Source organism: Streptomyces sp. NPDC057877 (assembly GCF_042796855.1).
Classification (GTDB): Bacteria; Actinomycetota; Actinomycetes; order Streptomycetales; family Streptomycetaceae; genus Streptomyces.
The window spans coordinates 178,367-201,867 of the sequence record NZ_JBHVMS010000011.1; the positions used below are offsets into that span (position 1 = coordinate 178,367).

At 70.8% G+C, this 23,501-nt stretch carries 26 protein-coding genes; 24 read left to right on the forward strand and 2 right to left on the reverse strand.

What is annotated here, in order from left to right:
• The first annotated feature begins 59 nt into the window (after positions 1-59).
• Complete coding sequence (ffh, locus tag ACFVQG_RS31075) at positions 60-1,610, forward strand: signal recognition particle protein (protein ID WP_383389699.1); 1,551 nt, start codon at positions 60-62, stop codon at positions 1,608-1,610.
• A 73-nt stretch (positions 1,611-1,683) separates the two neighbouring features.
• Here ffh and ACFVQG_RS31080 read toward each other — a convergent pair whose 3' ends face one another.
• Entirely contained in the window at positions 1,684-2,565 is an 882-nt protein-coding gene (locus tag ACFVQG_RS31080) for an SAM-dependent methyltransferase (protein ID WP_383389700.1), read from the reverse strand.
• A gap of 198 nt (positions 2,566-2,763) precedes the next feature.
• Between ACFVQG_RS31080 and proS the strand changes: the two genes are divergently transcribed.
• From proS to ACFVQG_RS31170, 18 genes are all read left to right on the forward strand, one after another.
• Positions 2,764-4,179 carry a proline--tRNA ligase gene (gene proS / locus ACFVQG_RS31085; RefSeq protein WP_383389702.1) on the forward strand — a complete coding sequence of 472 codons (1,416 nt, stop codon included), beginning with the start codon at positions 2,764-2,766 and terminating at the stop codon, positions 4,177-4,179.
• 258 nt (positions 4,180-4,437) lie between these two features.
• Positions 4,438-5,034, forward strand: coding sequence for a hypothetical protein (locus ACFVQG_RS31090; protein WP_383389704.1), 597 nt, complete (start codon positions 4,438-4,440; stop codon positions 5,032-5,034).
• 280 nt (positions 5,035-5,314) lie between these two features.
• Complete coding sequence (rpsP, locus tag ACFVQG_RS31095; protein ID WP_383389706.1) at positions 5,315-5,734, forward strand: 30S ribosomal protein S16; 420 nt, start codon at positions 5,315-5,317, stop codon at positions 5,732-5,734.
• Between the two features lie 2 nt (positions 5,735-5,736).
• Positions 5,737-5,976, forward strand: coding sequence for an RNA-binding protein (locus ACFVQG_RS31100; protein WP_014176063.1), 240 nt, complete (start codon positions 5,737-5,739; stop codon positions 5,974-5,976).
• A 131-nt stretch (positions 5,977-6,107) separates the two neighbouring features.
• Entirely contained in the window at positions 6,108-6,650 is a 543-nt protein-coding gene (gene rimM / locus ACFVQG_RS31105; protein ID WP_383389708.1) for a ribosome maturation factor RimM, read from the forward strand.
• Positions 6,650-7,483: a tRNA (guanosine(37)-N1)-methyltransferase TrmD gene (trmD, locus tag ACFVQG_RS31110; protein WP_383389710.1), complete on the forward strand. Its 834-nt coding sequence runs from the start codon at positions 6,650-6,652 to the stop codon at positions 7,481-7,483. The genes rimM and trmD overlap by 1 nt, the downstream gene beginning before the upstream one ends.
• Positions 7,484-7,618: 135 nt before the next feature.
• Complete coding sequence (gene rplS / locus ACFVQG_RS31115; RefSeq protein ID WP_383389712.1) at positions 7,619-7,969, forward strand: 50S ribosomal protein L19; 351 nt, start codon at positions 7,619-7,621, stop codon at positions 7,967-7,969.
• A 54-nt stretch (positions 7,970-8,023) separates the two neighbouring features.
• A complete protein-coding gene (lepB, locus tag ACFVQG_RS31120) occupies positions 8,024-8,740 on the forward strand; it encodes a signal peptidase I (protein WP_383389716.1) in 717 nt (238 codons plus the stop codon).
• Complete coding sequence (lepB, locus tag ACFVQG_RS31125; protein WP_383389718.1) at positions 8,733-9,833, forward strand: signal peptidase I; 1,101 nt, start codon at positions 8,733-8,735, stop codon at positions 9,831-9,833. Before lepB (ACFVQG_RS31120) ends, lepB (ACFVQG_RS31125) begins: the two co-directional genes overlap by 8 nt.
• Positions 9,724-10,731, forward strand: a complete 1,008-nt coding sequence (gene lepB / locus ACFVQG_RS31130; protein ID WP_383389719.1) for a signal peptidase I — start codon at positions 9,724-9,726, stop codon at positions 10,729-10,731. Before lepB (ACFVQG_RS31125) ends, lepB (ACFVQG_RS31130) begins: the two co-directional genes overlap by 110 nt.
• A 69-nt stretch (positions 10,732-10,800) precedes the next feature.
• On the forward strand, positions 10,801-11,577 hold the full coding sequence (gene lepB / locus ACFVQG_RS31135; protein WP_383389721.1) for a signal peptidase I: 777 nt from the start codon (positions 10,801-10,803) through the stop codon (positions 11,575-11,577).
• On the forward strand, positions 11,567-12,091 hold the full coding sequence (locus ACFVQG_RS31140; RefSeq protein ID WP_383389723.1) for an NUDIX hydrolase: 525 nt from the start codon (positions 11,567-11,569) through the stop codon (positions 12,089-12,091). The genes lepB (ACFVQG_RS31135) and ACFVQG_RS31140 overlap by 11 nt, the downstream gene beginning before the upstream one ends.
• Before the next feature lie 56 nt (positions 12,092-12,147).
• Positions 12,148-12,456 carry a DUF2469 domain-containing protein gene (locus tag ACFVQG_RS31145; protein WP_003965949.1) on the forward strand — a complete coding sequence of 103 codons (309 nt, stop codon included), beginning with the start codon at positions 12,148-12,150 and terminating at the stop codon, positions 12,454-12,456.
• Between the two features lie 127 nt (positions 12,457-12,583).
• On the forward strand, positions 12,584-12,955 hold the full coding sequence (locus ACFVQG_RS31150) for a YraN family protein (RefSeq protein ID WP_383389725.1): 372 nt from the start codon (positions 12,584-12,586) through the stop codon (positions 12,953-12,955).
• Positions 12,955-14,580: a YifB family Mg chelatase-like AAA ATPase gene (locus tag ACFVQG_RS31155; RefSeq protein ID WP_383389727.1), complete on the forward strand. Its 1,626-nt coding sequence runs from the start codon at positions 12,955-12,957 to the stop codon at positions 14,578-14,580. The genes ACFVQG_RS31150 and ACFVQG_RS31155 overlap by 1 nt, the downstream gene beginning before the upstream one ends.
• A 248-nt stretch (positions 14,581-14,828) precedes the next feature.
• On the forward strand, positions 14,829-15,989 hold the full coding sequence (dprA, locus tag ACFVQG_RS31160; protein WP_383389964.1) for a DNA-processing protein DprA: 1,161 nt from the start codon (positions 14,829-14,831) through the stop codon (positions 15,987-15,989).
• Positions 15,990-16,269: 280 nt separating this feature from the next.
• Positions 16,270-17,112 carry an RNA polymerase sigma factor WhiG gene (whiG, locus tag ACFVQG_RS31165; RefSeq protein WP_383389729.1) on the forward strand — a complete coding sequence of 281 codons (843 nt, stop codon included), beginning with the start codon at positions 16,270-16,272 and terminating at the stop codon, positions 17,110-17,112.
• Between the two features lie 97 nt (positions 17,113-17,209).
• On the forward strand, positions 17,210-17,776 hold the full coding sequence (locus tag ACFVQG_RS31170; protein WP_383389967.1) for a TetR/AcrR family transcriptional regulator: 567 nt from the start codon (positions 17,210-17,212) through the stop codon (positions 17,774-17,776).
• A 60-nt stretch (positions 17,777-17,836) separates the two neighbouring features.
• Here the strand turns inward: ACFVQG_RS31170 and ACFVQG_RS31175 are convergent, their stop codons facing one another.
• Entirely contained in the window at positions 17,837-18,325 is a 489-nt protein-coding gene (locus ACFVQG_RS31175; protein ID WP_383389731.1) for a murein hydrolase activator EnvC family protein, read from the reverse strand.
• A gap of 379 nt (positions 18,326-18,704) precedes the next feature.
• Here ACFVQG_RS31175 and rpsB point away from each other — a divergent pair, with 379 nt between their 5' ends.
• The 5 genes from rpsB (at position 18,705) to ACFVQG_RS31200 (ending at position 23,400) form a co-directional block, all read left to right on the forward strand.
• Positions 18,705-19,619, forward strand: coding sequence for a 30S ribosomal protein S2 (gene rpsB / locus ACFVQG_RS31180; RefSeq protein WP_383389733.1), 915 nt, complete (start codon positions 18,705-18,707; stop codon positions 19,617-19,619).
• A gap of 155 nt (positions 19,620-19,774) precedes the next feature.
• The gene (tsf, locus tag ACFVQG_RS31185; protein ID WP_383389735.1) at positions 19,775-20,611 is read left to right on the forward strand and encodes a translation elongation factor Ts; all 837 of its coding nucleotides are present in this window, start codon (positions 19,775-19,777) and stop codon (positions 20,609-20,611) included.
• A gap of 212 nt (positions 20,612-20,823) precedes the next feature.
• Positions 20,824-21,585 carry a UMP kinase gene (pyrH, locus tag ACFVQG_RS31190; RefSeq protein WP_383389969.1) on the forward strand — a complete coding sequence of 254 codons (762 nt, stop codon included), beginning with the start codon at positions 20,824-20,826 and terminating at the stop codon, positions 21,583-21,585.
• Positions 21,586-21,706: 121 nt separating this feature from the next.
• Positions 21,707-22,264: a ribosome recycling factor gene (frr, locus tag ACFVQG_RS31195; RefSeq protein WP_210924549.1), complete on the forward strand. Its 558-nt coding sequence runs from the start codon at positions 21,707-21,709 to the stop codon at positions 22,262-22,264.
• The gene (locus ACFVQG_RS31200) at positions 22,264-23,400 is read left to right on the forward strand and encodes a phosphatidate cytidylyltransferase (protein ID WP_383389737.1); all 1,137 of its coding nucleotides are present in this window, start codon (positions 22,264-22,266) and stop codon (positions 23,398-23,400) included. The genes frr and ACFVQG_RS31200 overlap by 1 nt, the downstream gene beginning before the upstream one ends.
• Positions 23,401-23,501 lie beyond the last annotated feature (101 nt).

Genomic DNA, 23,501 nt, shown 5'->3' on the forward strand with positions numbered 1-23,501 from the left:
GCCGGGATACCCTGGAAGACGCTTCAGCCTGCCCCCGACTCCCGAGGACCGACGCCGCCGTGTTCGATACTCTCTCCGATCGCCTTTCAGCCACTTTCAAGAACCTGCGCGGCAAGGGGCGTTTGAGCGAGGCGGACATCGACGCCACCGCGCGCGAGATCCGTATCGCCCTTCTCGAAGCGGACGTGGCCCTCCCTGTCGTCCGCACGTTCATCAAGAACGTCAAGGAGCGGGCCCTCGGTGCCGAGGTCTCCAAGGCGCTGAACCCCGCCCAGCAGGTCCTGAAGATCGTCAACGACGAGCTGGTCACCATCCTCGGTGGTGAGACCCGCCGCCTCCGGTTCGCCAAGAACCCGCCGACGGTGATCATGCTCGCCGGTCTCCAGGGTGCCGGTAAGACCACCCTCGCGGGCAAGCTCGGCAAGTGGCTCAAGGACCAGGGGCACTCCCCGGTGCTGGTCGCCGCCGACCTCCAGCGGCCGAACGCCGTGAACCAGCTCAGCGTGGTCGCCGAGCGCGCCGGGATCGCGGTCTACGCGCCCGAGCCGGGCAACGGCGTCGGTGACCCGGTCAAGGTCGCCAAGGACTCCATCGAGCACGCGAAGACCCGCGTCCACGACATCGTCATCGTCGACACCGCCGGTCGTCTCGGCATCGACCAGGAGATGATGCAGCAGGCCGCGGACATCCGCGACGCCGTGTCGCCCGACGAGATCCTCTTCGTCGTGGACGCCATGATCGGTCAGGACGCCGTCAACACCGCCGAGGCCTTCCGCGACGGCGTCGGCTTCGACGGCGTGGTGCTCTCCAAGCTCGACGGTGACGCGCGCGGTGGTGCCGCCCTGTCGATCCGGCAGATCACCGGCAAGCCGATCATGTTCGCCTCGAACGGCGAGAAGCTCGACGACTTCGACGCCTTCCACCCGGACCGGATGGCCTCCCGCATCCTCGACATGGGTGACCTGCTCACCCTGATCGAGCAGGCGGAGAAGACGTTCAGCCAGGAAGAGGCCGAGAAGATGGCCTCCAAGCTGGCGTCCAAGAAGGGCCAGGACTTCACCCTGGACGACTTCCTGGCCCAGATGGAGCAGGTCAGGAAGATGGGCAGCATCAGCAAGCTGCTCGGGATGCTGCCCGGCATGGGGCAGATCAAGGACCAGATCAACAACCTCGACGAGCGGGACGTCGACCGCACCGCCGCGATCATCAAGTCGATGACCCCGGGTGAGCGCCAGGACCCGACGATCATCAACGGCTCGCGCCGCGCCCGTATCGCCAAGGGCTCCGGCGTCGAGGTCAGCGCGGTGAAGGGCTTGGTCGAGCGGTTCTTCGAGGCGCGCAAGATGATGTCCCGGATGGCTCAGGGCGGCGGCATGCCCGGGATGCCGGGGATGCCGGGCATGGGCGGCGGTCCCGGCCGCAGCAAGAAGCAGCCGAAGAAGGCCAAGGGCAAGCAGCGCTCCGGCAACCCGATGAAGCGCAAGCAGCAGGAGCAGGAGGAGGCCGCCCGCCGCGCCGCCGCCGCTCAGGGCAACGCCTTCGGGGTGCCGGGCCAGCAGGCCGGTCAGGACTTCGAACTGCCGGACGAGTTCAAGAAGTTCATGGGCTGACGATCCGGACGATCCGGTCGGTGCTACGACGCCGGGGCACCCCGGCGCCGTAGGCGTCTTCCGGGCGCGTGCCTCAGCGCACCCGGGCGATCAGATACCGGAACACGTTCGGCATCCACACCGTCCCGTCGGGACGCTGGTGCGGGTGCAGTGACTCGGTGAGTTCCTTGTCGACCTGCTCCTGGTCCGTCGCCGCGATCGCCGCGTCGAACAGGCCGGTCGACAGCAGGCCCCGCACCGCGCTGTCGAGGTCCGCGTAGCCGAACGGGCAGGCGACCCGTCCTGAGCCGTCGGGGGCCAGTCCGGCCCGCTGGGCGACCTCCTCCAGGTCGTCACGGAGCGCCGGGCGCCAGCGGCCCGCGTCGTGCACCGGGTCCGCCAGCTTCGCGGCCACCCCCAGCACGGAGACGGTGGCACACCGCTCGGGCGGCCCCCACCCGGCCAGCACCACCGGGCTGCCGCGCCCGGCGAGCGGCACGGCGGCGGCCAGCAGTTCGCCGAGCCCCTCGGAGTCGCCCGCGAGACAGCCGATCGGCTCGAAGGCGGTCACGAGGTTGTACGGCGGCTGCGCGTCGTCGGCCACCGGGGCCCGCGGCAGTCCGTCGACGAGCTGGACGCGTGCCTCACGCGCGCGCGTGCCCGGCGCCGCGGGGGCCGTCTGGGCGACGGGGGCCAGCCGCTCGCGGGCGAGGGTCAGCCGCTCGGGGGAGGAAGGTTCGACGCCGGTGAGCGCGGCACCGCGGGAGGCCGCCAGCAGCAGGGCGAGCCCGCTGCCGCAGCCGAGCCCCAACAGCCGGGTGCCGGGGTCCACTTCCAGTCGCTCGTAGACGGCCTCGTAGAGCGGGACCAGCATCCGCTCCTGGATTTCCGACCAGTCACGCGCGCGTGCACGCGGATCCACGGGGGACGCCGGTCCCGCGTGATGCAGGTGCTGCCGCACGAGCGTAGGTGTCATCGATAGCGCCCCAATCCGCCGATGTTGCCGTCGTGCCTGTTTCCCTGGCCCCCGTGACGTGCGCTCGCAACTCCCCCCGTATGCCAGGAAACTCCGGGCTCGCGGTGGCGTCCAGTGCTGAAGGGCCCCGGTTTGGGGGTTCCGTTCCTGTGTGGCGAGATTTCACATTCCGGCAACGTGGGCCCGTACGATCGCGCCATGGCCAAGGCACCCGTTCTGACGCCGCGGGCGGACGACTTCCCGCGCTGGTACCAGGATCTGATCAACAAGGCCGAGCTGGCCGACAACGGGCCGGTGCGCGGCACCATGGTGATCAGGCCGTACGGGTACGGCCTGTGGGAGCGGATGCAGCAGGAGATGGACGCCCGGATCAAGCGGGCGGGCGCCGAGAACGCCTACTTCCCGCTGTTCATCCCGCAGTCCTACCTCACGCGGGAGGCCGAGCACGTCGAGGGGTTCGCGCCGGAGCTGGCGGTCGTCACGCACGGCGGCGGCAAGGAGCTGGAGGAGCCCGTCGTCGTGCGGCCCACCTCCGAGACGATCGTCAACGACTACTTCGCCAAGTGGGTGCAGAGCTACCGCGATCTGCCGCTGCTGATCAACCAGTGGGCGAACGTGGTGCGCTGGGAGATGCGCCCGCGCGTGTTCCTGCGGACGACGGAGTTCCTGTGGCAGGAGGGCCACACCGCGCACGCCACCTACGAGGACGCGCGGGACTACGCGGCGCACATCCACCGGGAGGTGTACGCCGACTTCATGGTGAACGTCCTCGGGATCGACGTGGTGCTGGGCCGCAAGACCGCGAGCGAGCGGTTCGCCGGGGCCGTCAACACCCTCACGCTGGAGGGGATGATGGGCGACGGCAAGGCCCTCCAGATGGGCACCAGTCATGAGCTGGGGCAGAACTTCGCCAAGGCGTTCGGCACCCGGTACCTGTCGAGGGACGGCCGTCAGGAGCACGTCTGGCAGACGTCCTGGGGGTCGTCCACGCGCATGGTGGGTGGCCTGATCATGTCGCATGGTGATGACAGCGGGTTGCGGGTGCCGCCGCGGCTGGCGCCCGTGCAGGTCGTCGTTCTCGCGATCAAGGGGGACGAGGCGGTTCTGGCCAAGGTCCGCGAGGTGGGCGACCGGCTGGCCGCGGCCGGTCTGCGGGTGCGCGTGGACGACCGTACCGACACGCCGTTCGGACGCCGGGCCGTCGACTGGGAGCTGAAGGGCGTGCCCGTAAGGATCGAGATCGGGCCCCGTGACCTGGAAGGCGGCACCGCGACGCTGGTCCGGCGGATCCCGGGCGGCAAGGAGCCGGTGGCCGTCGACGCGCTCGCCGCGCTGCTGCCCGGGGTGCTGGAGGAGGACCAGGCGCTGCTGCTGCGGCAGTCCCGGGAGCGGCGTGCGGCGCGGACGGCCGACGTGGCGACCGTCGAGGAGGCGGTCGAGGCGGCCGTGGCTGGTGGCTGGGCGCGGATTCCGTGGGCGGTGCTCGGCGAGGAGGGCGAGGCCAGGCTGGCGGAGCACGCCGTGACCGTACGGTGTCTGGTCGCCGAGGACGGGGCGGTGCCGGACGCCGACGACGCGCCCGGTAACGTCGCGGTTGTCGCACGCGCTTATTGAGGCACCACCGTGGGGAGAGCGCGGCCGAAACGCCCCTTGCGCCCGCGCGGGCCACAGGCTTCACGGCGTGAGTACGCCGTCTGCGCGCCGGTTCGTACGTCAGGCTACGTACCACCTTGGGGGGAGCTGTGCGGCTTCTCCGCAGATCAGCGCACCCGCCCTCGTCGGGACGCATCAGCGGCAACTGACGGGTACGTGCAAATTATTTGGGATGCCCCGGAATAGGAACACAGCGGCACCCCGGCTCGTTGTCATTACGTGAGCACGACACCACCTGTTCTCGCCGCAGAGCTGGCGCAGGCGTGGGCCGACATTCAGCGGTACCACCCCGAGCTGCCCGATCTTGCCGCGCCCGAGTCACTGATCGGAGAGTCGTCGTCCGCCTGCGGCCACGAACTCTCCTTCGAGCGACTGCTCCATGAGGCAGTCCATGGCATCGCCGCCGCCCGCGGAATCCGCGACACCTCCCGGGCGGGCCGGTACCACAACCGCAGATTCCTCGCGATCGCCGAGGAGCTGGGCCTCGACCACCCCGAGGAGCCGCACCCCAGCAGCGGCTTCTCGCTGGTCACGCTCAACCCCGAGGCGAGGCGGCGCTACCGCCCGACGATCGAGCGCCTCCAGCGCGCGCTGAAGGCGCACACCGCGGCCACCTCCGCCGACACGGCCCGCAGCTTCCGCGGCCCGGCGGCCCGGCACGGCTCCTCCGGGGGCGGCGTCCGGGTCAAGGCGGTGTGCGACTGCGGCCGCAACGTGCGGGTCGTACCCTCGGTGCTGGCGCAGGCGCCGATCATGTGCGGGGGCTGCGGGAAGCCGTTCCGGATCCCGGAGGTCGTGGGCGCCGCGGCGGGCTGAGGGCGCGGCTGCTCGTGGCAGCCGCGCCGGCTCGACCCCGGACGCCAGGCCGCGCACGCGGCGCCGGTTCAGGCGGCGCCGCGTGCTGGTCAGGCGTGCCCGCCCGCACCCTCCGTTCGGAAACGCACCTGGGCGTGTGGCAGAATGGGCGGCTGTACTCGACAGCCGCACAGGACCCCTCTCTCCTCCGGCTGACGCGTCCATCGGGCACTCGGGTACCGCAACCCCACGCGGCTCATCCGCCGTGCCCAACCACGTCAAACCAGGAGAACCCACTCCCGTGGCAGTCAAGATCAAGCTGAAGCGTCTGGGCAAGATCCGTTCGCCTCACTACCGCATCGTCGTCGCCGACTCCCGTACCCGCCGTGACGGCCGGGCCATCGAGGAGATCGGCAAGTACCACCCGACGTACAACCCGTCGGTGATGGAGGTCGACGCCGAGCGCGTGGCGTACTGGCTCTCCGTCGGCGCCCAGCCGACCGAGCCCGTGCTCGCCATCCTGAAGAAGACCGGCGACTGGCAGAAGTTCAAGGGCGAGCCCGCCCCGGCGCCGCTGCTCGTCGCCGAGCCGAAGTCCACGCGTCCGTCGTTCGAGGCTCTCGGCGGCGACGACGAGGGCAAGGGTGAGGCCATCACCCAGAAGAAGAAGGCCGACAAGAAGGACGAGGCTGCGGCTGAGTCCGAGTCGACCGAGGCCTGAGCATGCTCGAGGAGGCTCTCGAGCACCTCGTGAAGGGCATCGTCGACAACCCTGACGATGTGCAGGTCGCCTCGCGCAACCTGCGTCGCGGGCGGGTGCTGGAGGTCCGGGTCCACCCGGACGACCTCGGCAAGGTGATCGGCCGCAACGGCCGCACCGCACGCGCCCTGCGCACCGTCGTGGGCGCCATCGGCGGCCGCGGTGTCCGTGTCGACCTCGTCGACGTGGACCAAGTCCGCTGACGCACGAACGCAGCAGCACCGGCTCGGGCCGGGGACGGCCACTGGGCCGTCCCCGGCCCGTGGTCGTCAGTGCCCGTAGTCGCAGGAGCCCGACGTCGAGCGCGATGTCGTAGGACAGGAGATCAAGGACAGTGCAGCTGGTAGTCGCACGGATCGGCCGTGCCCATGGGATCAAGGGCGAGGTCACCGTCGAGGTCCGCACCGACGAGCCCGAACTGCGGCTCGCCCCCGGCGCGGTCCTCGCCACCGACCCCGCCTCCACCGGGCCGCTCACCATCGAGACGGGTCGCGTCCACAGCGGCCGTCTGCTGCTGCGCTTCGCGGGCGTGAGCGACCGCACCGGCGCCGAGGCGCTGCGCAACACCCTGCTGATCGCCGACGTCGACCCGGAGGAACTGCCCGAGGGCGAGGACGAGTACTACGACCACCAGCTGATGGACCTCGACGTGGTCACCAAGGACGGGGTGGAGGTCGGGCGGATCACCGAGATCTCGCACCTGCCCTCGCAGGACCTGTTCATCGTCGAGCGGCCCGACGGCAGCGAGGTGCTCATCCCCTTCGTCGAGGAGATCGTCACCGAGATCGACCTGGCGGAGCAGCGCGCCGTGATCGACCCGCCGCCGGGACTGATCGACGACCGCGCGGAGATCGCCTCCTCCCGGGACGAGGCGTAATGCGGCTCGACGTCGTCACGATCTTCCCCGAGTACCTGGAACCGCTGAACGTCTCCCTCGTCGGCAAGGCACGCGCGCGTGGCCAGCTGAACGTGCACGTCCACGACCTGCGCGACTGGACCTACGACCGGCACAACACCGTCGACGACACGCCCTACGGCGGCGGCCCCGGCATGGTCATGAAGACCGAGCCCTGGGGCGACGCCCTCGACGACATCCTCGCGCGGGGCTACGAGAGCGGCGCCCGGGAGCCCGTCCTGGTCGTCCCCACGCCCAGCGGCCGCCCCTTCACCCAGGAACTCGCCGTCGAGCTGTCCGAGCGGCCCTGGCTGGTCTTCACACCCGCCCGCTACGAGGGCATCGACCGACGGGTCATCGACGAGTACGCCACCCGGATGCCGGTCTACGAGGTGTCCATCGGTGACTACGTCCTCGCCGGGGGCGAGGCGGCCGTACTCGTCGTCACCGAGGCCGTGGCACGGCTGCTGCCGGGCGTCCTGGGCAACGCCGAGTCCCACCGGGACGACTCCTTCGCGCCCGGTGCCATGGCGAACCTCCTGGAGGGGCCCGTCTACACCAAGCCGCCGCTGTGGCGCGGGCGCGAGATCCCGGACGTGCTGCTCAGCGGCCACCACGGGAAGATCGCCCGCTGGCGGCGCGACGAGGCGCTGCGGCGGACCACCGTCCACCGGCCCGACCTGATCGAGCGGTGCGACCCCAAGGCCTTCGACAAGAAGGACCGCGAGATGCTCTCCGTCCTGGGCTGGGCCCCGGACCCGGAGGGCGAGCCGCACGGCCGATTTTGGCGCCGGGTGGATGACGTGGAAGAATAGGCCGCTGTTGTGCGCCGTCCGGCGTGCGCCCCTGCCACAGGGGGACACGACGCCCGCCCCGACGCGCACGGCCCACCTTCCGAAACACCTAGTTTCCGTTGATGACCTGTGGCATCAGCGAGGAAAGCAGACGAAATGTCTCACCTGCTCGACTCCGTCGACACCGCGTCGCTGCGCAGCGACGTCCCGGCCTTCCGCCCGGGTGACACCGTCAACGTCCACGTCCGCGTCATCGAGGGCAACCGCTCCCGTGTGCAGCAGTTCAAGGGCGTTGTGATCCGCCGCCAGGGCTCCGGTGTCCGCGAGACCTTCACGGTCCGCAAGGTCTCCTTCTCCGTCGGCGTCGAGCGCACCTTCCCGGTGCACACCCCGATCGTCGAGAAGATCGAGCTGGTCACCAAGGGTGACGTCCGCCGCGCCAAGCTGTACTACCTGCGCGAGCTGCGCGGCAAGGCCGCGAAGATCAAGGAGAAGCGCGAGAACTGAGCGCGCGGCAGGGCCCGAGGGGTTCATACCGGGGCCGGATAGCATCTGGCCTCGATGGACACCGAAGCACAGCCAACGGAGCGCGACCGCTCCTCCCGCCCCCGCGGACCCGAGCAGGACTCGGAGCCGGAGGGGCCGGAGGGCCGGTCGCGCTTCGCGTTGCCGCGAGGGATCGGCGACTGGCTCCCCGGCGGGCGGATCACCCTGACCGTACTGGTCTGCCTGATCTTCCTGCTGCTCCTCAACGCGTTTGTGGTGCAGCCGTTCCAGATCCCCAGCGGATCCATGGAACGCGGATTGAGGATCGGGGACCGCGTTCTCGTAAATAAGTTGGCGTACCGTTTCGGTGCCGATCCGCGGCGCGGGGAGGTCGTCGTGTTCGACGGCACGGGGTACTTCGGGAACGCGGACTACATCAAACGCGTCGTGGGCGTAGGGGGAGACCACGTGGTGTGCTGCGACCGGAAGGGGAGGATCGAGGTGAACGGGCGGCCCGTCGACGAGTCGGCGTTCCTGTATCCCGGTGACAGTCCCTCCACGGTCCGCTTCGACGTCGTCGTGCCGGACGGCACCCTGTTCGTCCTCGGCGACCACCGCAGCGCCTCCCGCGACTCCCGCGACCACCTCGGCTCACCGGGCGGTGGCATGGTCCCCGTCGACGAGGTGATCGGCCGGGCCGAGGGGGTCGTCTGGCCCGTCGGCCACCTCTCCCGCCTGGAGCGTCCCGGCGCCTACGCGCGCGTGCCCGCGGCGGACGGCACCCATGGGTAACCGTGGGAGGCCGCGCGGATCCGGGAGTGCCGCCGACAACCTGCTGCCCACCGGCACCCGCCGGGCGGCGGCCCCGTCCAGCGGTCGCAGTCGCGCGGAGCGGCGCAAGCTCCAGCGCAAGGTCAAGCGGCGCAGACGCCGCTCGGCGATCAAGGAGATCCCGCTCCTCGTCGGTGTCGCGGTTCTCATAGCTCTCGTCCTGAAGACCTTCCTGGTGCAGGCCTTCGTGATCCCGTCGGGCTCCATGGAGCAGACCATCCAGATCGGCGACCGGGTCCTCGTCGACAAGCTCACGCCCTGGTTCGGGGCCGAGCCGGAGCGCGGGGACGTCGTCGTGTTCAAGGACCCCGGCGGCTGGCTGAAGGACGAGCAGCCCACCCAGAAGGAGGACGACCCCGTCGTCGTCGCGCAGATCAAGAGCGGGCTCACCTTCATCGGACTGCTGCCGTCCGACAACGAGAAGGACCTGATCAAGCGGGTCGTCGGCGTCGGCGGCGACCGCGTCAAGTGCTGTGACCCACAAGGGCGGGTCACCGTCAACGGCGTTCCCCTGAACGAGGACTACCTCTTCCCCGGCAACGCGCCCTCCAAGACGGAGTTCGACATCACCGTCCCGGAGGGACGGCTGTGGGTGATGGGTGACCACCGGGCCAACTCCGCGGACTCCCGCGCGCACCAGGACACCGACTACGGCGGCACCGTCTCCGAGGACGAGGTGGTGGGCCGGGCCGTCGTCATCGCCTGGCCGCTCGGCCGCTGGAGCACGCTCGAAGAACCGAACACCTATGCATCGGTGTCCGACGCGGCTCCGGGGGCGACCGCGGCCCCCCGGCCGTCGCATAGGGTTGCCTCCGACGGCCCGGGACCGACCCCGGGTGGAATGATGCAGCTCCCGAGCCCTGCGGAACTCCCGCTCGTTATGGGAGTGGTGGGCCTGCGCCGCGCATGGGGCGGCAGGCGGTGGCAGAGAGTGAGGAGTTGGCGTGGGGGATGCGGCGGTTGGCGCACGGTCCGGGCACGACGGCGAGGAGCACCGCGGACATCCCGTGGCAGCGGCTTCGGCCGCGGACGGCGCCAGGACCCCCGGGAGTGACGCCCCGGCGACCGAGGACGGCAAGGTGACGGACGAACAGGGCCAGGCCCCGGAGCAGGGCCAGGCCGGGGAGCGGCGGGAGCCGGAAGGCTCGGCGGCCGCTCAGCAGGCGGAGCGGAAGCAGCGCTCCTTCTGGAAGGAACTGCCCATCCTGATCGGTATCGCGCTGGTGCTGGCGCTGCTGATCAAGACGTTCCTGGTGCAGGCGTTCTCCATCCCCTCCGACTCGATGCAGAACACCCTCCAGGAGGGCGACCGCGTCCTGGTGGACAAGCTCACCCCCTGGTTCGGCTCCGAGCCCGAGCGCGGCGAGGTCGTCGTCTTCCACGACCCGGCCAACTGGCTGGCCGGTGAGCCCACCCTCGACCCGAACGCCCTGCAGACGTTCCTCAGCTGGATCGGCCTGATGCCGTCCGCGGAGGAGAAGGACCTGATCAAGCGGGTCATCGGGGTCGGCGGCGACACGGTCGAGTGCAAGGGCACCGGCCCGCTGAAGGTCAACGGCAAGGCCCTCAACGAGCCGTATGTGTACCCCGGCAACACGCCGTGCAGCGTCGACGACAACGGCGGCCAGTTCAAGGTGAAGGTCCCCGAGGGCCATGTCTGGGTGATGGGCGACCACCGCCAGAACTCCCGCGACTCGCGCTACAACCAGGCCGACAAGAACAAGGGCCTGGTTCCGGTGGACGAGGTCGTCGGCCGCGCCATCGTCAAGGCCTGGCCGATCAACCGCTGGGGCACGCTGCCCGTCCCGGACACCTTCGACCAGCCGAACCTGGGCAACCAGCCGTCGTCGGCCGCGGCGGTGACCAACGCGCCGAACGCCCTCGCCCTCGTCGGTGTGGTGCCGGTGGCGCTGTGGCGACGCAAGCGGAGCCAGGTGGTCCGCACTCGCTGATCATCGCCGCCCGGGGTCGGCGGCCCAAGGGCTGACCGGCTCCGGTACTGCCGGGTAGGGTGCGGATCCATGGGTGGCGAGAGCGCGACGACGACGGCCCCGCGTAGCGGTGGCACAGGCAACACGGGCCCGGCGGGCGGCCGGACCGGACAGGTGCTGTCCGGACTGGCGGTCGCGCTGGGCCTGGTGCTTTTCCTCGGCGGCTTCGCCTGGGGAGCGGTGGTCTACCGGCCGTACACCGTCCCCACCACCTCGATGGCGCCGACCATCGGCGCGGGCGACCGGGTGCTGGCGGAGCGCGTCGACGGCAGCGAGGTGCGCCGTGGGGACGTCGTCGTCTTCAAGGACGAGACCTGGGCCAACGCGCCCGTGCTGAAGCGGGTGGTCGCCGTCGGCGGTGACACCGTCGCCTGCTGCACGGACGGCAAGCTGACCGTCAACGGCAAGCAGGTGGACGAGTCCTACCTCCCCGCGGGGCAGGCGGCCGAGGCGGGGAGGTTCCCGGCCGTCACCGTGCCCAAGGGGCGGCTGTTCCTGCTCGGTGACGAGCGGCACGGCTCGCTGGACTCCACCGCCCACCTCACCGAGGCCGCCCAGGGCACCGTGTCGCGCGACACCGTGACCGCGAGGGTCGACGCCGTGGTCTGGCCCATGGACGGCATGCTGCAGCCCGCGAGCGGCTTCGAGGCGCTGGGCCCGGTCTCCGAGCCGGGGCCGCTGCGCACGATCGGCGTCATGGTCGTCGCGGGCGCCGTCCTGGTGCTCGGCGGGGCCGCCTATGGACCGGTGGCCAAGCGGATGGGAGCCCGCAGGCGGGTGCGGACGGAGGCCGCCGGTGTCCGCTGAGGCCACGGAGGGCGCCGAACTGCCCGACGGCAGGCCGCTGCGCAGGGTCGCCCGGGTCGTGCTGCTCGATCCCGAGGACCGCATCCTGCTGCTGCACGGGCATGAGCCGGACGATCCGGCCGACGACTGGTGGTTCACCCCGGGCGGTGGTCTGGAGGGCGACGAGACCCATCAGGAGGCCGCGCTGCGGGAACTCGCGGAGGAGACCGGGATCACCGACGTCGAGCTGGGCCCGGTGCTGTGGCGGCGGATGTGCTCGTTCCCGTTCGCGGGGCGGCGCTGGGACCAGGACGAGTGGTACTACCTGGCCCGGACCACCCAGACGGTGACCGGGGCCGTGGCCCTGACCGAGCTGGAGCGGCGCAGCGTCGTGGGAGCGCGGTGGTGGACCTGTGAGGAACTGACGCGGGCGCATGAGACGGTGTATCCGACCAGACTCGCCGGGCTGCTGCGCAGGCTGCTCGACGAAGGTCCCCCCGCCGGTCCGGAGATCCTTGACACGGAAATCGTCTAGGGGCGCACGGTACTGGCGCACAATGGTGGGATCGCACGGCTGAAGGGGAACATGCCATGAGCGCCGAGGACCTCGAGAAGTACGAGACCGAGATGGAGCTGAAGCTCTACCGGGAGTACCGCGATGTCGTCGGTCTGTTCAAATACGTGATCGAGACCGAGCGGCGTTTCTATCTGACCAATGACTACGAGATGCAGGTGCACTCGGTTCAGGGTGAGGTGTTCTTCGAGGTCTCGATGGCGGATGCGTGGGTGTGGGACATGTATCGGCCGGCGCGCTTCGTGAAGCAGGTCAGGGTCTTGACGTTCAAGGACGTGAACATCGAGGAGCTGAACAAGAGCGATCTGGAACTGCCGGGCGGCTGAGTGCTGGCCGACTGACAGGTGTGTCACTCGTGTGGGTGACGGGTTTATCCACATTCTCCGGGCCGTCCACCAAGATCCAATAGCTCGCTGAGCTGCCGTCATCGTTGGCGCCGGAGGTGGTGCCGACATGAACACGCATCTGGCACGCAGCGCACTCGGCAGGTACGGCGAGACGCTGGCCGCACGGCGGCTGGCCGAGGCCGGGATGACGGTCCTGGAGCGCAACTGGCGCTGTGGCCGGTCCGGAGAGATCGACATCGTGGCGCGGGACGGGGACGTCCTGGTCGTCTGCGAGGTGAAGACCCGCAGGGGCGGCCACTTCGAGCATCCGATGGCCGCGGTGACCCCCGAGAAGGCCGGGCGGCTGCGCGACCTCGCCGCCCGCTGGATCCAGACCCACGGCGGCGCGCCACCCGGCGGCGTCCGTATCGACCTGGTCGGAGTGGTCCTCTCACCGCGCGGCGCCCCCGTGGTGGAGCACGCCCGGGGGGTGGCGTGATGGCCTTCGCGCGTACGTGCTCCGTGGCCCTGGTCGGCGTCGAGGGGGTGGTCGTCGAGGTACAGGCCGACCTCGAACCCGGCGTCGCCGCGTTCACCCTGGTCGGACTGCCCGACAAGAGCCTCACCGAGAGCCGGGACCGGGTGCGGGCGGCGGTGGTGAACTCCGGCGCCGAGTGGCCGCAGAAGAAACTCACCGTCGGGCTCAGCCCCGCCTCGGTTCCCAAGGCGGGCAGCGGCTTCGACCTCGCCGTCGCCTGCGCCGTGCTCGGCGCGGGGGAGCGGATCGATCCGCGGGTGCTCGCCGACCTCATGATGATCGGAGAGCTGGGCCTCGACGGCCGGGTGCGGCCGGTGCGGGGCATCCTGCCCGCGGTGCTCGCCGCGGCGGACGCGGGCTACGACCACGTGGTGGTGCCGGAGTGCGCCGCCGCCGAGGCCGCCCTGGTGCCCGGCGTGTCCGTGCTCGGGGTGCGTAGCCTGCGGCAGCTGATCGCCGTACTGGCGGACGAACCCGTGCCCGACGAGGAACCGGACGAGCCCGGCCGCCCCGACCCGCTCCTCGCCGGGCTGCGCGTCCCTGGCACGGGCGCCGCCACCGGCATGCACGGTGTCGGGGCGGCCCAGCTGGAACAGGGCCATGACCTCGCCGACGTCGTGGGCCAGCTCGCCGCGCGGACCGCCGTGGAGGTCGCCGCGGCCGGGGGACACCACCTGTTCCTCGAAGGGCCGCCAGGCGCGGGCAAGACCATGCTCGCCGAGCGGCTGCCCGCCCTGCTGCCCCCGCTCACCCGGCAGGAGTCCCTGGAGGTCACCGCGGTGCACTCGGTGGCGGGCCTGCTGCCAGCGGGCAAACCACTGATCGACACCGCGCCCTACTGCGCCCCGCACCACTCGGCCACCATGCAGGCCCTGGTCGGAGGCGGCCAGGGCATCGCCCGGCCGGGAGCCGTGTCGCTGTCTCACCGGGGTGTGCTCTTTCTGGACGAAAGCCCGGAATTCCGCACCCAGGCGCTCGACGCACTGCGGCAGCCGCTGGAGGCGGGGCATGTGGTGATCGCGCGCAGTGCCGGGGTGGTGCGGTTCCCGGCGCGGTTCCTGATGGTGCTCGCGGCCAACCCCTGTCCCTGCGGTCGCTTCTCCCGGACGGACGACTTCTGCGAGTGCCCGCCCGCGACCATCCGCCGCTACCAGGCCAGGCTCTCCGGGCCGCTGCTCGACCGGGTCGACCTGCGGGTGGAGGTGGACCGAGTCACCCGCGCGGAACTGACCGACCGCGGCGCGCGGGGTGAGTCCACCGCGACCGTCGCCGACCGGGTGCGCGCGGCCCGGGAGCGAGCGGCGGCACGCTTCCGCGGCACCCCCTGGCAGACGAACAGCGAAGTGCCGGGGCGGGAGCTGCGCACCCGCTGGAACGCCGCGAGCGGGGCCATGGACGAGGCCGAGCTGGGGCTGGAGCGGGGGGTGCTGACCGCGCGGGGGCTCGACCGGGTTCTGCGGGTGGCCTGGACGGTCGCCGACCTCGTCGGCCATGACCGGCCCGATGCCACGGATGTGGCCTTGGCGCTGCAGTTGCGGACGGGGGTGCCGCGTGGGGTGCCGGTGGCTATTGGGGCGTTGACGTGAATCGGTGGGGTGGGGACGTGGAGCGGGGTGATGGGGATGTGGACGGGCAGGGCCGCGACGTGGACCAACGCGGCGGGGTACCGAACCAGCACGGCCGGGGGATGGACCAGCGCGGCCTGGACGCGACCCAGCGCGGCCGGGGCGTGGACCAGCCCGGCTTGGACGCGACCCAGCGCGGCCGGGACGGAGATCGCGACGGCTGCGGCGTAGACGACCACGGCAGCGACGCGGACCAGTCCAGCGCCGACATGAACCACCTCACCGCAGACGACGAACTGCTCGACCGTGTGCTGCTCACCCGCGTCATCGAGCCGGGAGACGAGATCGGTGGGCGGTGGGTGCGGGAGTACGGGGCCGGGGAGGTGGTACGGCGGCTGCGGGGGACACGTGGCCACGCCCTGCCGGGGGTGGGTGAGAAGCGGTGGGGTGGGCTGCGGGCGCGGGCCCGGCGGGCCGAGCCGGAGCGGGATCTCGCGGTCGCGGCGGCGGCCGGGGTGCGGTTCCTGCGGCCCGGGACGGGGGAGTGGCCGGGGCAGCTCGACGACCTCGGGGACGCGCGGCCGATCGGGCTGTGGGTGCGGGGGCGGCCGAGTCTGCGCACCTGGGCGCTCAGATCGGTGGCGGTCGTGGGCGCGCGGGCCTGCACCGAGTACGGCGCCCAGGTGGCGGTCGGTCTCGCCGCCGGGCTGGCCGAACGCGGCTGGGTCGTGGTGTCCGGCGGCGCCTACGGCATCGACGGCGCCGCGCACCGGGGCGCCCTGGGCGCGGGCGGTGCCACCGTCGCCGTGCTCGCCTGCGGTCTCGACCGGCCCTACCCGCGCGGACACACCCAGTTGATCACCAGAATCTCCGAACAGGGATTGGTGGTGGGGGAGTTGCCACCCGGCGACCACCCGACGCCGAGCCGGTTCGTGCTGCGCAACAGGGTGATCGCGGCGCTCACCCGCGGCACCGTGGTCGTCGAGGCCGCCTACCGCAGTGGCTCACTGGTCACGGCGCGGGCGGCGCGGCGGCTGGGCCGTCACACCATGGGCGTGCCGGGGCCGGTCACCAGCAGTCTGTCGGGAGGGGTGCACGAACTCCTGCGTCAGGACGCGGTGCTGGTCACCGACGCGGCGGAGGTGGTGGAACTGGTCGGGGAGATGGGCGACCTGGCCCCCGACCGGCGCGGGCCGGTGCTGCCACGGGATCTGCTGGAACCGGCCGCCCAGCAGGTCCTGGCCGCGCTGCCCGGGCGTGGCGCCGCGGCCGTGCCGGAGATCGCGTGCGGCGCGCGGACCACCGAGGACGACGCGATCGCGAGACTGTACGAACTCCGAGCACTTGGTTACGTCGAACGACACGGCGATGTCTGGAAGTTGACACGCCAGTCGATGATCTCCGCGCGGAGTGACGGGAGGCCATGTTGACCCACTGTGTTCGGCCGTCCGGGGGAACGCCGAAACCCTTGGGAAATCTGGCAGTTGACAGCGGCCGGTGGTCACTCAGAGCGACGGGTGTGACCCGGTGGGGCGGTCGGCGGAACGTATCTGCGCACGAGGCGAGGCACGTTCTTCGCACACTGCGACACCGCAGTCACGCTACGCTCACGAGATCCAGACGCGGACAGGCAACTCCACAGCACCCCGACAGCCCACCGACAGCCCACCCAGGAACCATCCTTCACTGCAGAACGGCACAAGGCGACGAATGCCCCAGCACACCTCCGGGTCCGACCGGGCGGCGATCCCCCCAGCCGCCCGCGACGGTGGCAGCGTACGGCCGCAGGCTCCTTCGACGCTCGACGAGCTGTGGCGGTCATACAAGGCGACAGGAGACGACCGGCTGCGCGAGCAGCTGATCCTGCACTACTCGCCGCTGGTGAAATACGTGGCGGGGCGGGTGAGCGTGGGGCTGCCGCCCAATGTGGAGCAGGCCGACTTCGTCTCCTCGGGTGTCTTCGGGCTGATCGACGCGATCGAGAAGTTCGACGTCGACCGGGAGATCAAGTTCGAGACGTACGCGATCACCCGGATCCGCGGCGCGATGATCGACGAGCTGCGGGCGCTGGACTGGATCCCGAGGTCGGTGCGGCAGAAGGCGCGCAATGTCGAGCGGGCCTACGCCACGCTGGAGGCCCGGCTGCGGCGGACGCCGTCGGAGGGCGAGGTGGCCACCGAGCTGGGCATCGCGGTGGACGAACTGCACGCGGTGTTCAGTCAGTTGTCGCTGGCGAACGTGGTGGCGCTGGAGGAGCTGCTGCATGTCGGCGGCGAGGGCGGGGACCGGCTGAGCCTGATGGACACGCTGGAGGACACCGCCGCGGACAACCCGGTGGAGGTGGCCGAGGACCGGGAGCTGCGGAGGTTCCTGGCGCGGGCGATCAACACACTGCCCGAGCGCGAGAAGACGGTGGTGACGCTGTACTACTACGAAGGGCTCACGCTCGCGGAGATCGGCAATGTGCTCGGGGTGACCGAGAGCCGGGTCAGCCAGATCCACACCAAGTCGGTGCTGCAGCTGAGGGCGAAGCTGGCGAGTTTCGGGCGCTGAGGAGGCGGCCCGGAGACGACGGGGCGACCAGAGCCACTCCCGTCGGGGGTGATGCGTCCGTAGAGTGGTTGACGTGCCAAGGATTCGAGCGGCCTCCGTGGCCGAGCACCGGTCGATGCAGCGAGCCGCCCTGCTGGACGCGGCTCGTTCCCTGCTGTCCGAGGGCGGGACGGAGGCGCTGACCTTCCCGGCCCTCGCCGAACGGACCGGGCTGGCCCGGTCGTCCGTCTATGAGTACTTCCGGTCGCGTGCCGCGGTCGTGGAGGAGCTGTGCGAGGTCGACTTCCCGGTCTGGGCGGCCGAGGTCGAGGCCGCGATGTCGCGGGCCGACACCCCCGAGGGCAAGGTCGAGGCGTATGTGCGCCAGCAGCTCGCGCTGGTCGGGGACCGGCGGCACCGGGCCGTGGTCGCCATCTCCGCGAGCGAGCTGGACGCGGGCGCCCGGGAGAAGATCCGGGCCGCGCACGGCGGGCTCGTGGCGATGATCGTCGAGGCGTTGGGACAGATGGGGCACGGGGAGCCACGGCTCGCCGCGATGCTGCTCCAGGGCGTGGTGGACGCGGCCGTGCGGCGGATCGAGCTGGGGGCGGCGGAGCCGCCGGAGGCGATCACCGAGGCGGCGGTCGGGATGGCGCTGCGAGGGGTGCGGGGCAGCGGGCACTGACGTGACCGCGCCCACCCAAGGGCGCGGGCCCGCGCGACCAGCCACCGACACCGCCCGCGCCTAGGGCCGTACCGGCAAGAGCCTCGACGTGCCCCTGCGCAGCAGATGCGGGGGCAGCAAGGTCAGCGGGTTCAGGTACTCCCGAGCCCTGCGCAGGCCCCAGTGCAGGCAAGGCGTGGCGCAGTGGGAGCCCGTAGGGGAGAGGGTGCCCAGCTGCTGCCCCGGGGCCACCTCGTCGCCCTTCCGCACCGTCGGGATCACCGGCTCGTACGTCGTGCGCAGGGGCGGGTGGCCCGTGTCCCGGAGTTCCACGCTGATCACGCCTCTGCCCGCCACCAGCCCCGCGTAGGCGACCCGCCCCGGCGCCACCGCGCGCACGGGGGTGCCCGGTGCCGCCCGGAGGTCGACGCCGCGGTGGCCGCGGGCGTACGGGGTGGGCGGTGGCTCCCAGCCGCGCAGGACCGGAGGGCGGGGCGTCACCGGCCAGGTGGTGGCGATCGGGACCAGGGGCAGCAGCAGGGCCAGGGTCAGGATCAGTCGTACGTGCATGTCGGCAGCGTCCCGCAGCCCCGCCCGGCACCGCCGCGGGCTGTGGAGTACCGCCCGGTTGTGGACAACGGCGTCACCCGGCTGGGGAAAGTGACGTCACCCCGGCTGCGGACAGTCACGTCACGACGCGGCTGGGGAAAGTCGCGTCACTCCGGTTGTGGACAGCGGCGTCACCCGGTGCTCCGCCGGTCCCGTACACTTCTGATGGCGACCCGGGCCACCGGGTCGACTTCGCACGCCCCGACATCGAAAGATCGACAGTGCTCGGTCCTTCGGAGTCAGCGCCCCTCGGTCCCTTGCGGCACGGCGCATCGCGGGCGTCAGGCGCGGATGCCGTCCGGTGTCCGCGGCACAACCGAGAAACACGAGGAGAACGGCCATGGCCGTCGTCACGATGCGGGAGCTGCTGGAAAGCGGCGTCCACTTCGGTCACCAGACCCGTCGCTGGAACCCGAAGATGAAGCGCTTCATCTTCACCGAGCGCAACGGCATCTACATCATCGACCTGCTCCAGTCGCTGTCGTACATCGACCGCGCCTACGAGTTCGTCAAGGAGACCGTCGCCCACGGCGGCACGGTCATGTTCGTCGGCACGAAGAAGCAGGCGCAGGAGGCCATCGCCGAGCAGGCCACCCGCGTCGGCATGCCCTACGTCAACCAGCGCTGGCTGGGCGGCATGCTCACCAACTTCTCGACCGTCTACAAGCGTCTTCAGCGCCTGAAGGAGCTTGAGCAGATCGACTTCGAGGACGTCGCCGCCTCCGGTCTGACCAAGAAGGAGCTGCTGGTCCTCTCGCGCGAGAAGGCCAAGCTGGAGAAGACCCTCGGTGGTATCCGCGAGATGCAGAAGGTGCCCAGCGCCGTCTGGATCGTGGACACCAAGAAGGAGCACATCGCCGTTGGTGAGGCCCGGAAGCTGAACATTCCGGTGGTCGCCATCCTCGACACCAACTGCGACCCCGACGAGGTCGACTACAAGATCCCGGGCAACGACGACGCCATCCGCTCCGTCACCCTGCTCACCCGTGTGATCGCCGACGCCGTCGCCGAGGGCCTCATCGCCCGCTCCGGTGGCGCCGGTGAGGGCAAGGGCGAGAAGGCCGAGGGTGAGCCGCTCGCCGAGTGGGAGCGCGACCTGCTCGAGGGCGAGAAGAAGGCCGAGGAGGCCCCCGCCGCCGAGGCCGCCCCCGAGGCCGAGAAGCCCGCCGAGGCTCCGGCCGCCGAGGCCGCCGAGGCCGCCGCCCCCGAGGCTCCGGCCGAGGCCCCGGCTGCCGCCGAGGGCGAGCAGGCCTGACCCGTCAGCGTCAGAGGTGACGGCGGGAGCGGTGACATGCACTCCGCTCCCGCCGTTCACCCGTAGGTCAGCGGCAGGACAGCGGCCTCCGTCCACATGGAGGCCGTACCCGCAGATCTTCGATCTTCCAGACTTCGAGAAAGATTCACAGACTCATGGCGAACTACACCGCCGCCGACGTCAAGAAGCTCCGCGAGCTGACCGGCGCCGGCATGATGGACTGCAAGAAGGCGCTGGACGAGGCCGAGGGCAACGTCGAAAAGGCCGTCGAGGCGCTCCGCATCAAGGGCCAGAAGGGCGTCGCCAAGCGCGAGGGCCGCTCCGCCGAGAACGGCGCCGTGGTCTCGATCATCGCTGACGACAACTCCTCCGGCGTCCTGGTCGAGCTGAAGTGCGAGACGGACTTCGTCGCCAAGGGCGACAAGTTCCAGGCCGTGGCCAAGACCATCGCCGAGCACGTCGCGAAGACCGCCCCGGCCGACCTGGAGGCCCTGCTCGCCTCCGAGATCGAGGCTGGCAAGACCGTCCAGGCGTACGTCGACGAGGCCAACGCCAACCTCGGTGAGAAGATCGTCCTGGACCGCTTCGCGCAGTTCGCCGACGGCTACGTCACCGCGTACATGCACCGCACGATGCCCGACCTGCCCCCGCAGATCGGTGTCCTCGTCGAGTTCGACAAGCCGAACGCCGAGGTGGCCAAGGGTGTCGCGCAGCACATCGCCGCGTTCGCGCCGAAGTACCTCTCCAAGGACGACGTCCCGGCCGACGTGGTCGAGGCCGAGCGCCGTATCGCCGAGGAGACCACCCGCGCCGAGGGCAAGCCCGAGGCCGCCCTGCCGAAGATTGTCGAGGGTCGCCTCAACGGCTTCTTCAAGGACGCCACGCTGCTGGGCCAGCCGTACGCGCTGGACAACAAGAAGTCGGTCCAGAAGGTGCTGGACGAGGCCGGTGTCACCCTGAAGCGCTTCACGCGCATCAAGGTCGGCATCTGAGTCCGTACCGCGATGGACGCGCGACCCTCGGAGGAAACCCGCTAGGGTCGAACGCAGTCGGCCGCCCACCCGACGCACGCCATGACCGAGGCGTACGCGCGCGTGGCGGACGACAGCAGATCTGACGAGGAGGCCATTGCCGAGCATGGGATGCGAACCACGCCCCACCGGCAATGGCCTTCTTCGCATGTGCAACACGTAACAGAGGCGGGATTCCCATGACCAAGGCCGAGAAGAGCGACGACGGCAAAGTACACGGCCGGTTTCTGCTGAAGCTGTCCGGAGAGGCCTTCTCCGGCGGCGGCGGACTGGGCGTCGACCCCGACGTGGTGCACGCCATCGCCCGTGAGATCGCCGCCGTCGTCCGGGACGGCGCCCAGATCGCGATCGTCATCGGCGGCGGCAACTTCTTCCGTGGCGCGGAACTCCAGGTGCGCGGCATGGACCGGGCCCGCTCCGACTACATGGGCATGCTCGGCACCGTGATGAACTGCCTCGCCCTCCAGGACTTCCTGGAGAAGGAGGGCGTGGACTGCCGCGTGCAGACCGCGATCACCATGGGGCAGGTCGCCGAGCCGTACATCCCGCTGCGCGCCGTGCGCCACCTGGAGAAGGGCCGCGTGGTCATCTTCGGTGCCGGTATGGGCATGCCGTACTTCTCCACCGACACCACCGCCGCCCAGCGCGCCCTGGAGATCGACGCCGAGGCGCTGCTGATGGGCAAGAACGGCGTGGACGGGGTCTACGACTCCGACCCGAAGACCAACCCCGACGCCGTGAAGTTCGACGCGCTCGGCTACGGCGAGGTCATCACCCGGGACCTGAAGGTCGCCGACGCCACCGCCGTCACCCTGTGCCGCGACAACAAGCTGCCGATCGTGGTCTTCGAACTCCTGAAGGAGGGCAATATCGCCCGCGCCGTCAAGGGTGAGAAGATCGGCACGCTGGTGGGCGACCAAGCCGGTCGCAGCTGACCGGGGGATGGACAATGTCCTGCCGGTCGGGAACCGTGCAGGAAGAAGACGCGACGCAGCCGGCCGCCGACCGCAGCCACGAGACGCAGCCGGGCCTACTCAAGACACGCAGGAGCAAGTGGTGATCGAAGAGACCCTCCTCGAGGCCGAGGAGAAGATGGAGAAGGCCGTCGTGGTCGCCAAGGAGGACTTCGCCGCGATCCGCACCGGCCGTGCGCACCCGGCGATGTTCAACAAGATCGTGGCCGACTACTACGGCGCGCCGACGCCGATCAACCAGCTGGCCTCGTTCTCCGTGCCCGAGCCGCGCATGGCCGTGGTGACCCCGTTCGACAAGAGCGCGCTGCGCAACATCGAGCAGGCGATCCGCGACTCCGACCTGGGCGTCAACCCGAGCAACGACGGCAACATCATCCGGGTGGTGTTCCCCGAGCTGACCGAGGAGCGCCGCCGCGAGTACATCAAGGTGGCCCGCGGCAAGGGCGAGGACGCCAAGATCTCGATCCGCTCCGTGCGCCGCAAGGCCAAGGACGCCATCGACAAGCTGATCAAGGACGGCGAGGTCGGCGAGGACGAGGGCCGCCGCGCGGAGAAGGAGCTGGACGACACCACGGCGAAGTACGTCGCCCAGGTGGACGAGCTGCTCAAGCACAAGGAGTCGGAGCTGCTCGAGGTCTGATGAACGACTCTTCCTGGGGGACGCCGCCACCAGCCGGGTACTGGGGGCCGTCCGGACAGGGGCCTGTTCCGGGAGCCGTCCCGGCGGGACCCACGTACGATGCGCATGACGCGCAGCAGACTCGCCCCATGCCCTTCGTGCCCGACGTGTCCGCAGTAGGCGGAGACCAGGATGACGACCGGGACCGGGGGGCCGCTCGGCTGGGCGGCCCCTTGTTCCGCGACGAAACACCAGCGGCACAGCCCTACGCGACACACGGGACAGTGCCGCAGAATCCGGAGCCCATGTCCGACGCCCCGCAGCCGGTCTCCCGGCAGAAGAAGAGCGCGGGGCGCGACCTGGGCGCCGCGATAGGGGTCGGCGTCGGCCTCGGTGTGGTGATCATCGCCTCGCTGTTCGTCGTCAAGGCCGTCTTCGTCGGCGTCGTCGCGGTCGCCGTCGTCGTGGGCCTGTGGGAGCTGACCAAGCGGCTGGACGAGCGCAAGGGCATCCGGGCACCGCTGGTGCCGTTGGCGCTCGGCGGCGCCGCGATGGTCGTGGCCGGGTACGTCCGGGGCGCCGAGGGCGCCTGGGTCGCGATGGCGCTCACCGCGCTCGCGGTGCTGGTCTGGCGGATGACGGAACCGCCCGAGGGCTACCTCAAGGACGTCACGGCGGGCGTCTTCGCCGCGTTCTACGTGCCGTTCCTGGCGACGTTCGTGGCGATGATGCTGACCGCGGACGACGGGCCGTACCGGGTGCTGACGTTCCTGCTGCTGACGGTCGTCAGCGACACCGGGGCGTACGCCGTCGGGTGGCGGTTCGGCAAGCACAAGCTGGCGCCGCGGATCAGCCCCGGCAAGACCCGCGAGGGCCTGCTCGGCGCGGTGAGCTTCGCCATGGTGGCGGGCGCGCTGTGCATGCAGTTCCTGGTCGACGACGGCGTCTGGTGGCAGGGGCTGCTGCTCGGCCTCGCGGTCGCGGCCAGCGCCACGCTCGGCGACCTCGGCGAGTCCATGATCAAGCGCGACCTCGGCATCAAGGACATGGGCACGCTGCTGCCGGGCCACGGCGGCATCATGGACCGTCTTGACTCCCTGCTGCCGACGGCGCCGGTCGCCTGGCTCCTGATGGTGATCTTCGTCGGCTCCACCTGACCCGCCCACGCGCGCGGCCCCCGTCCCACCCCGGGACGGGGGCTTCGTCGTCGATGGCGGCCCCGGCACGCCGGTGAGACGATTTCGGTGTACGGCCGGAA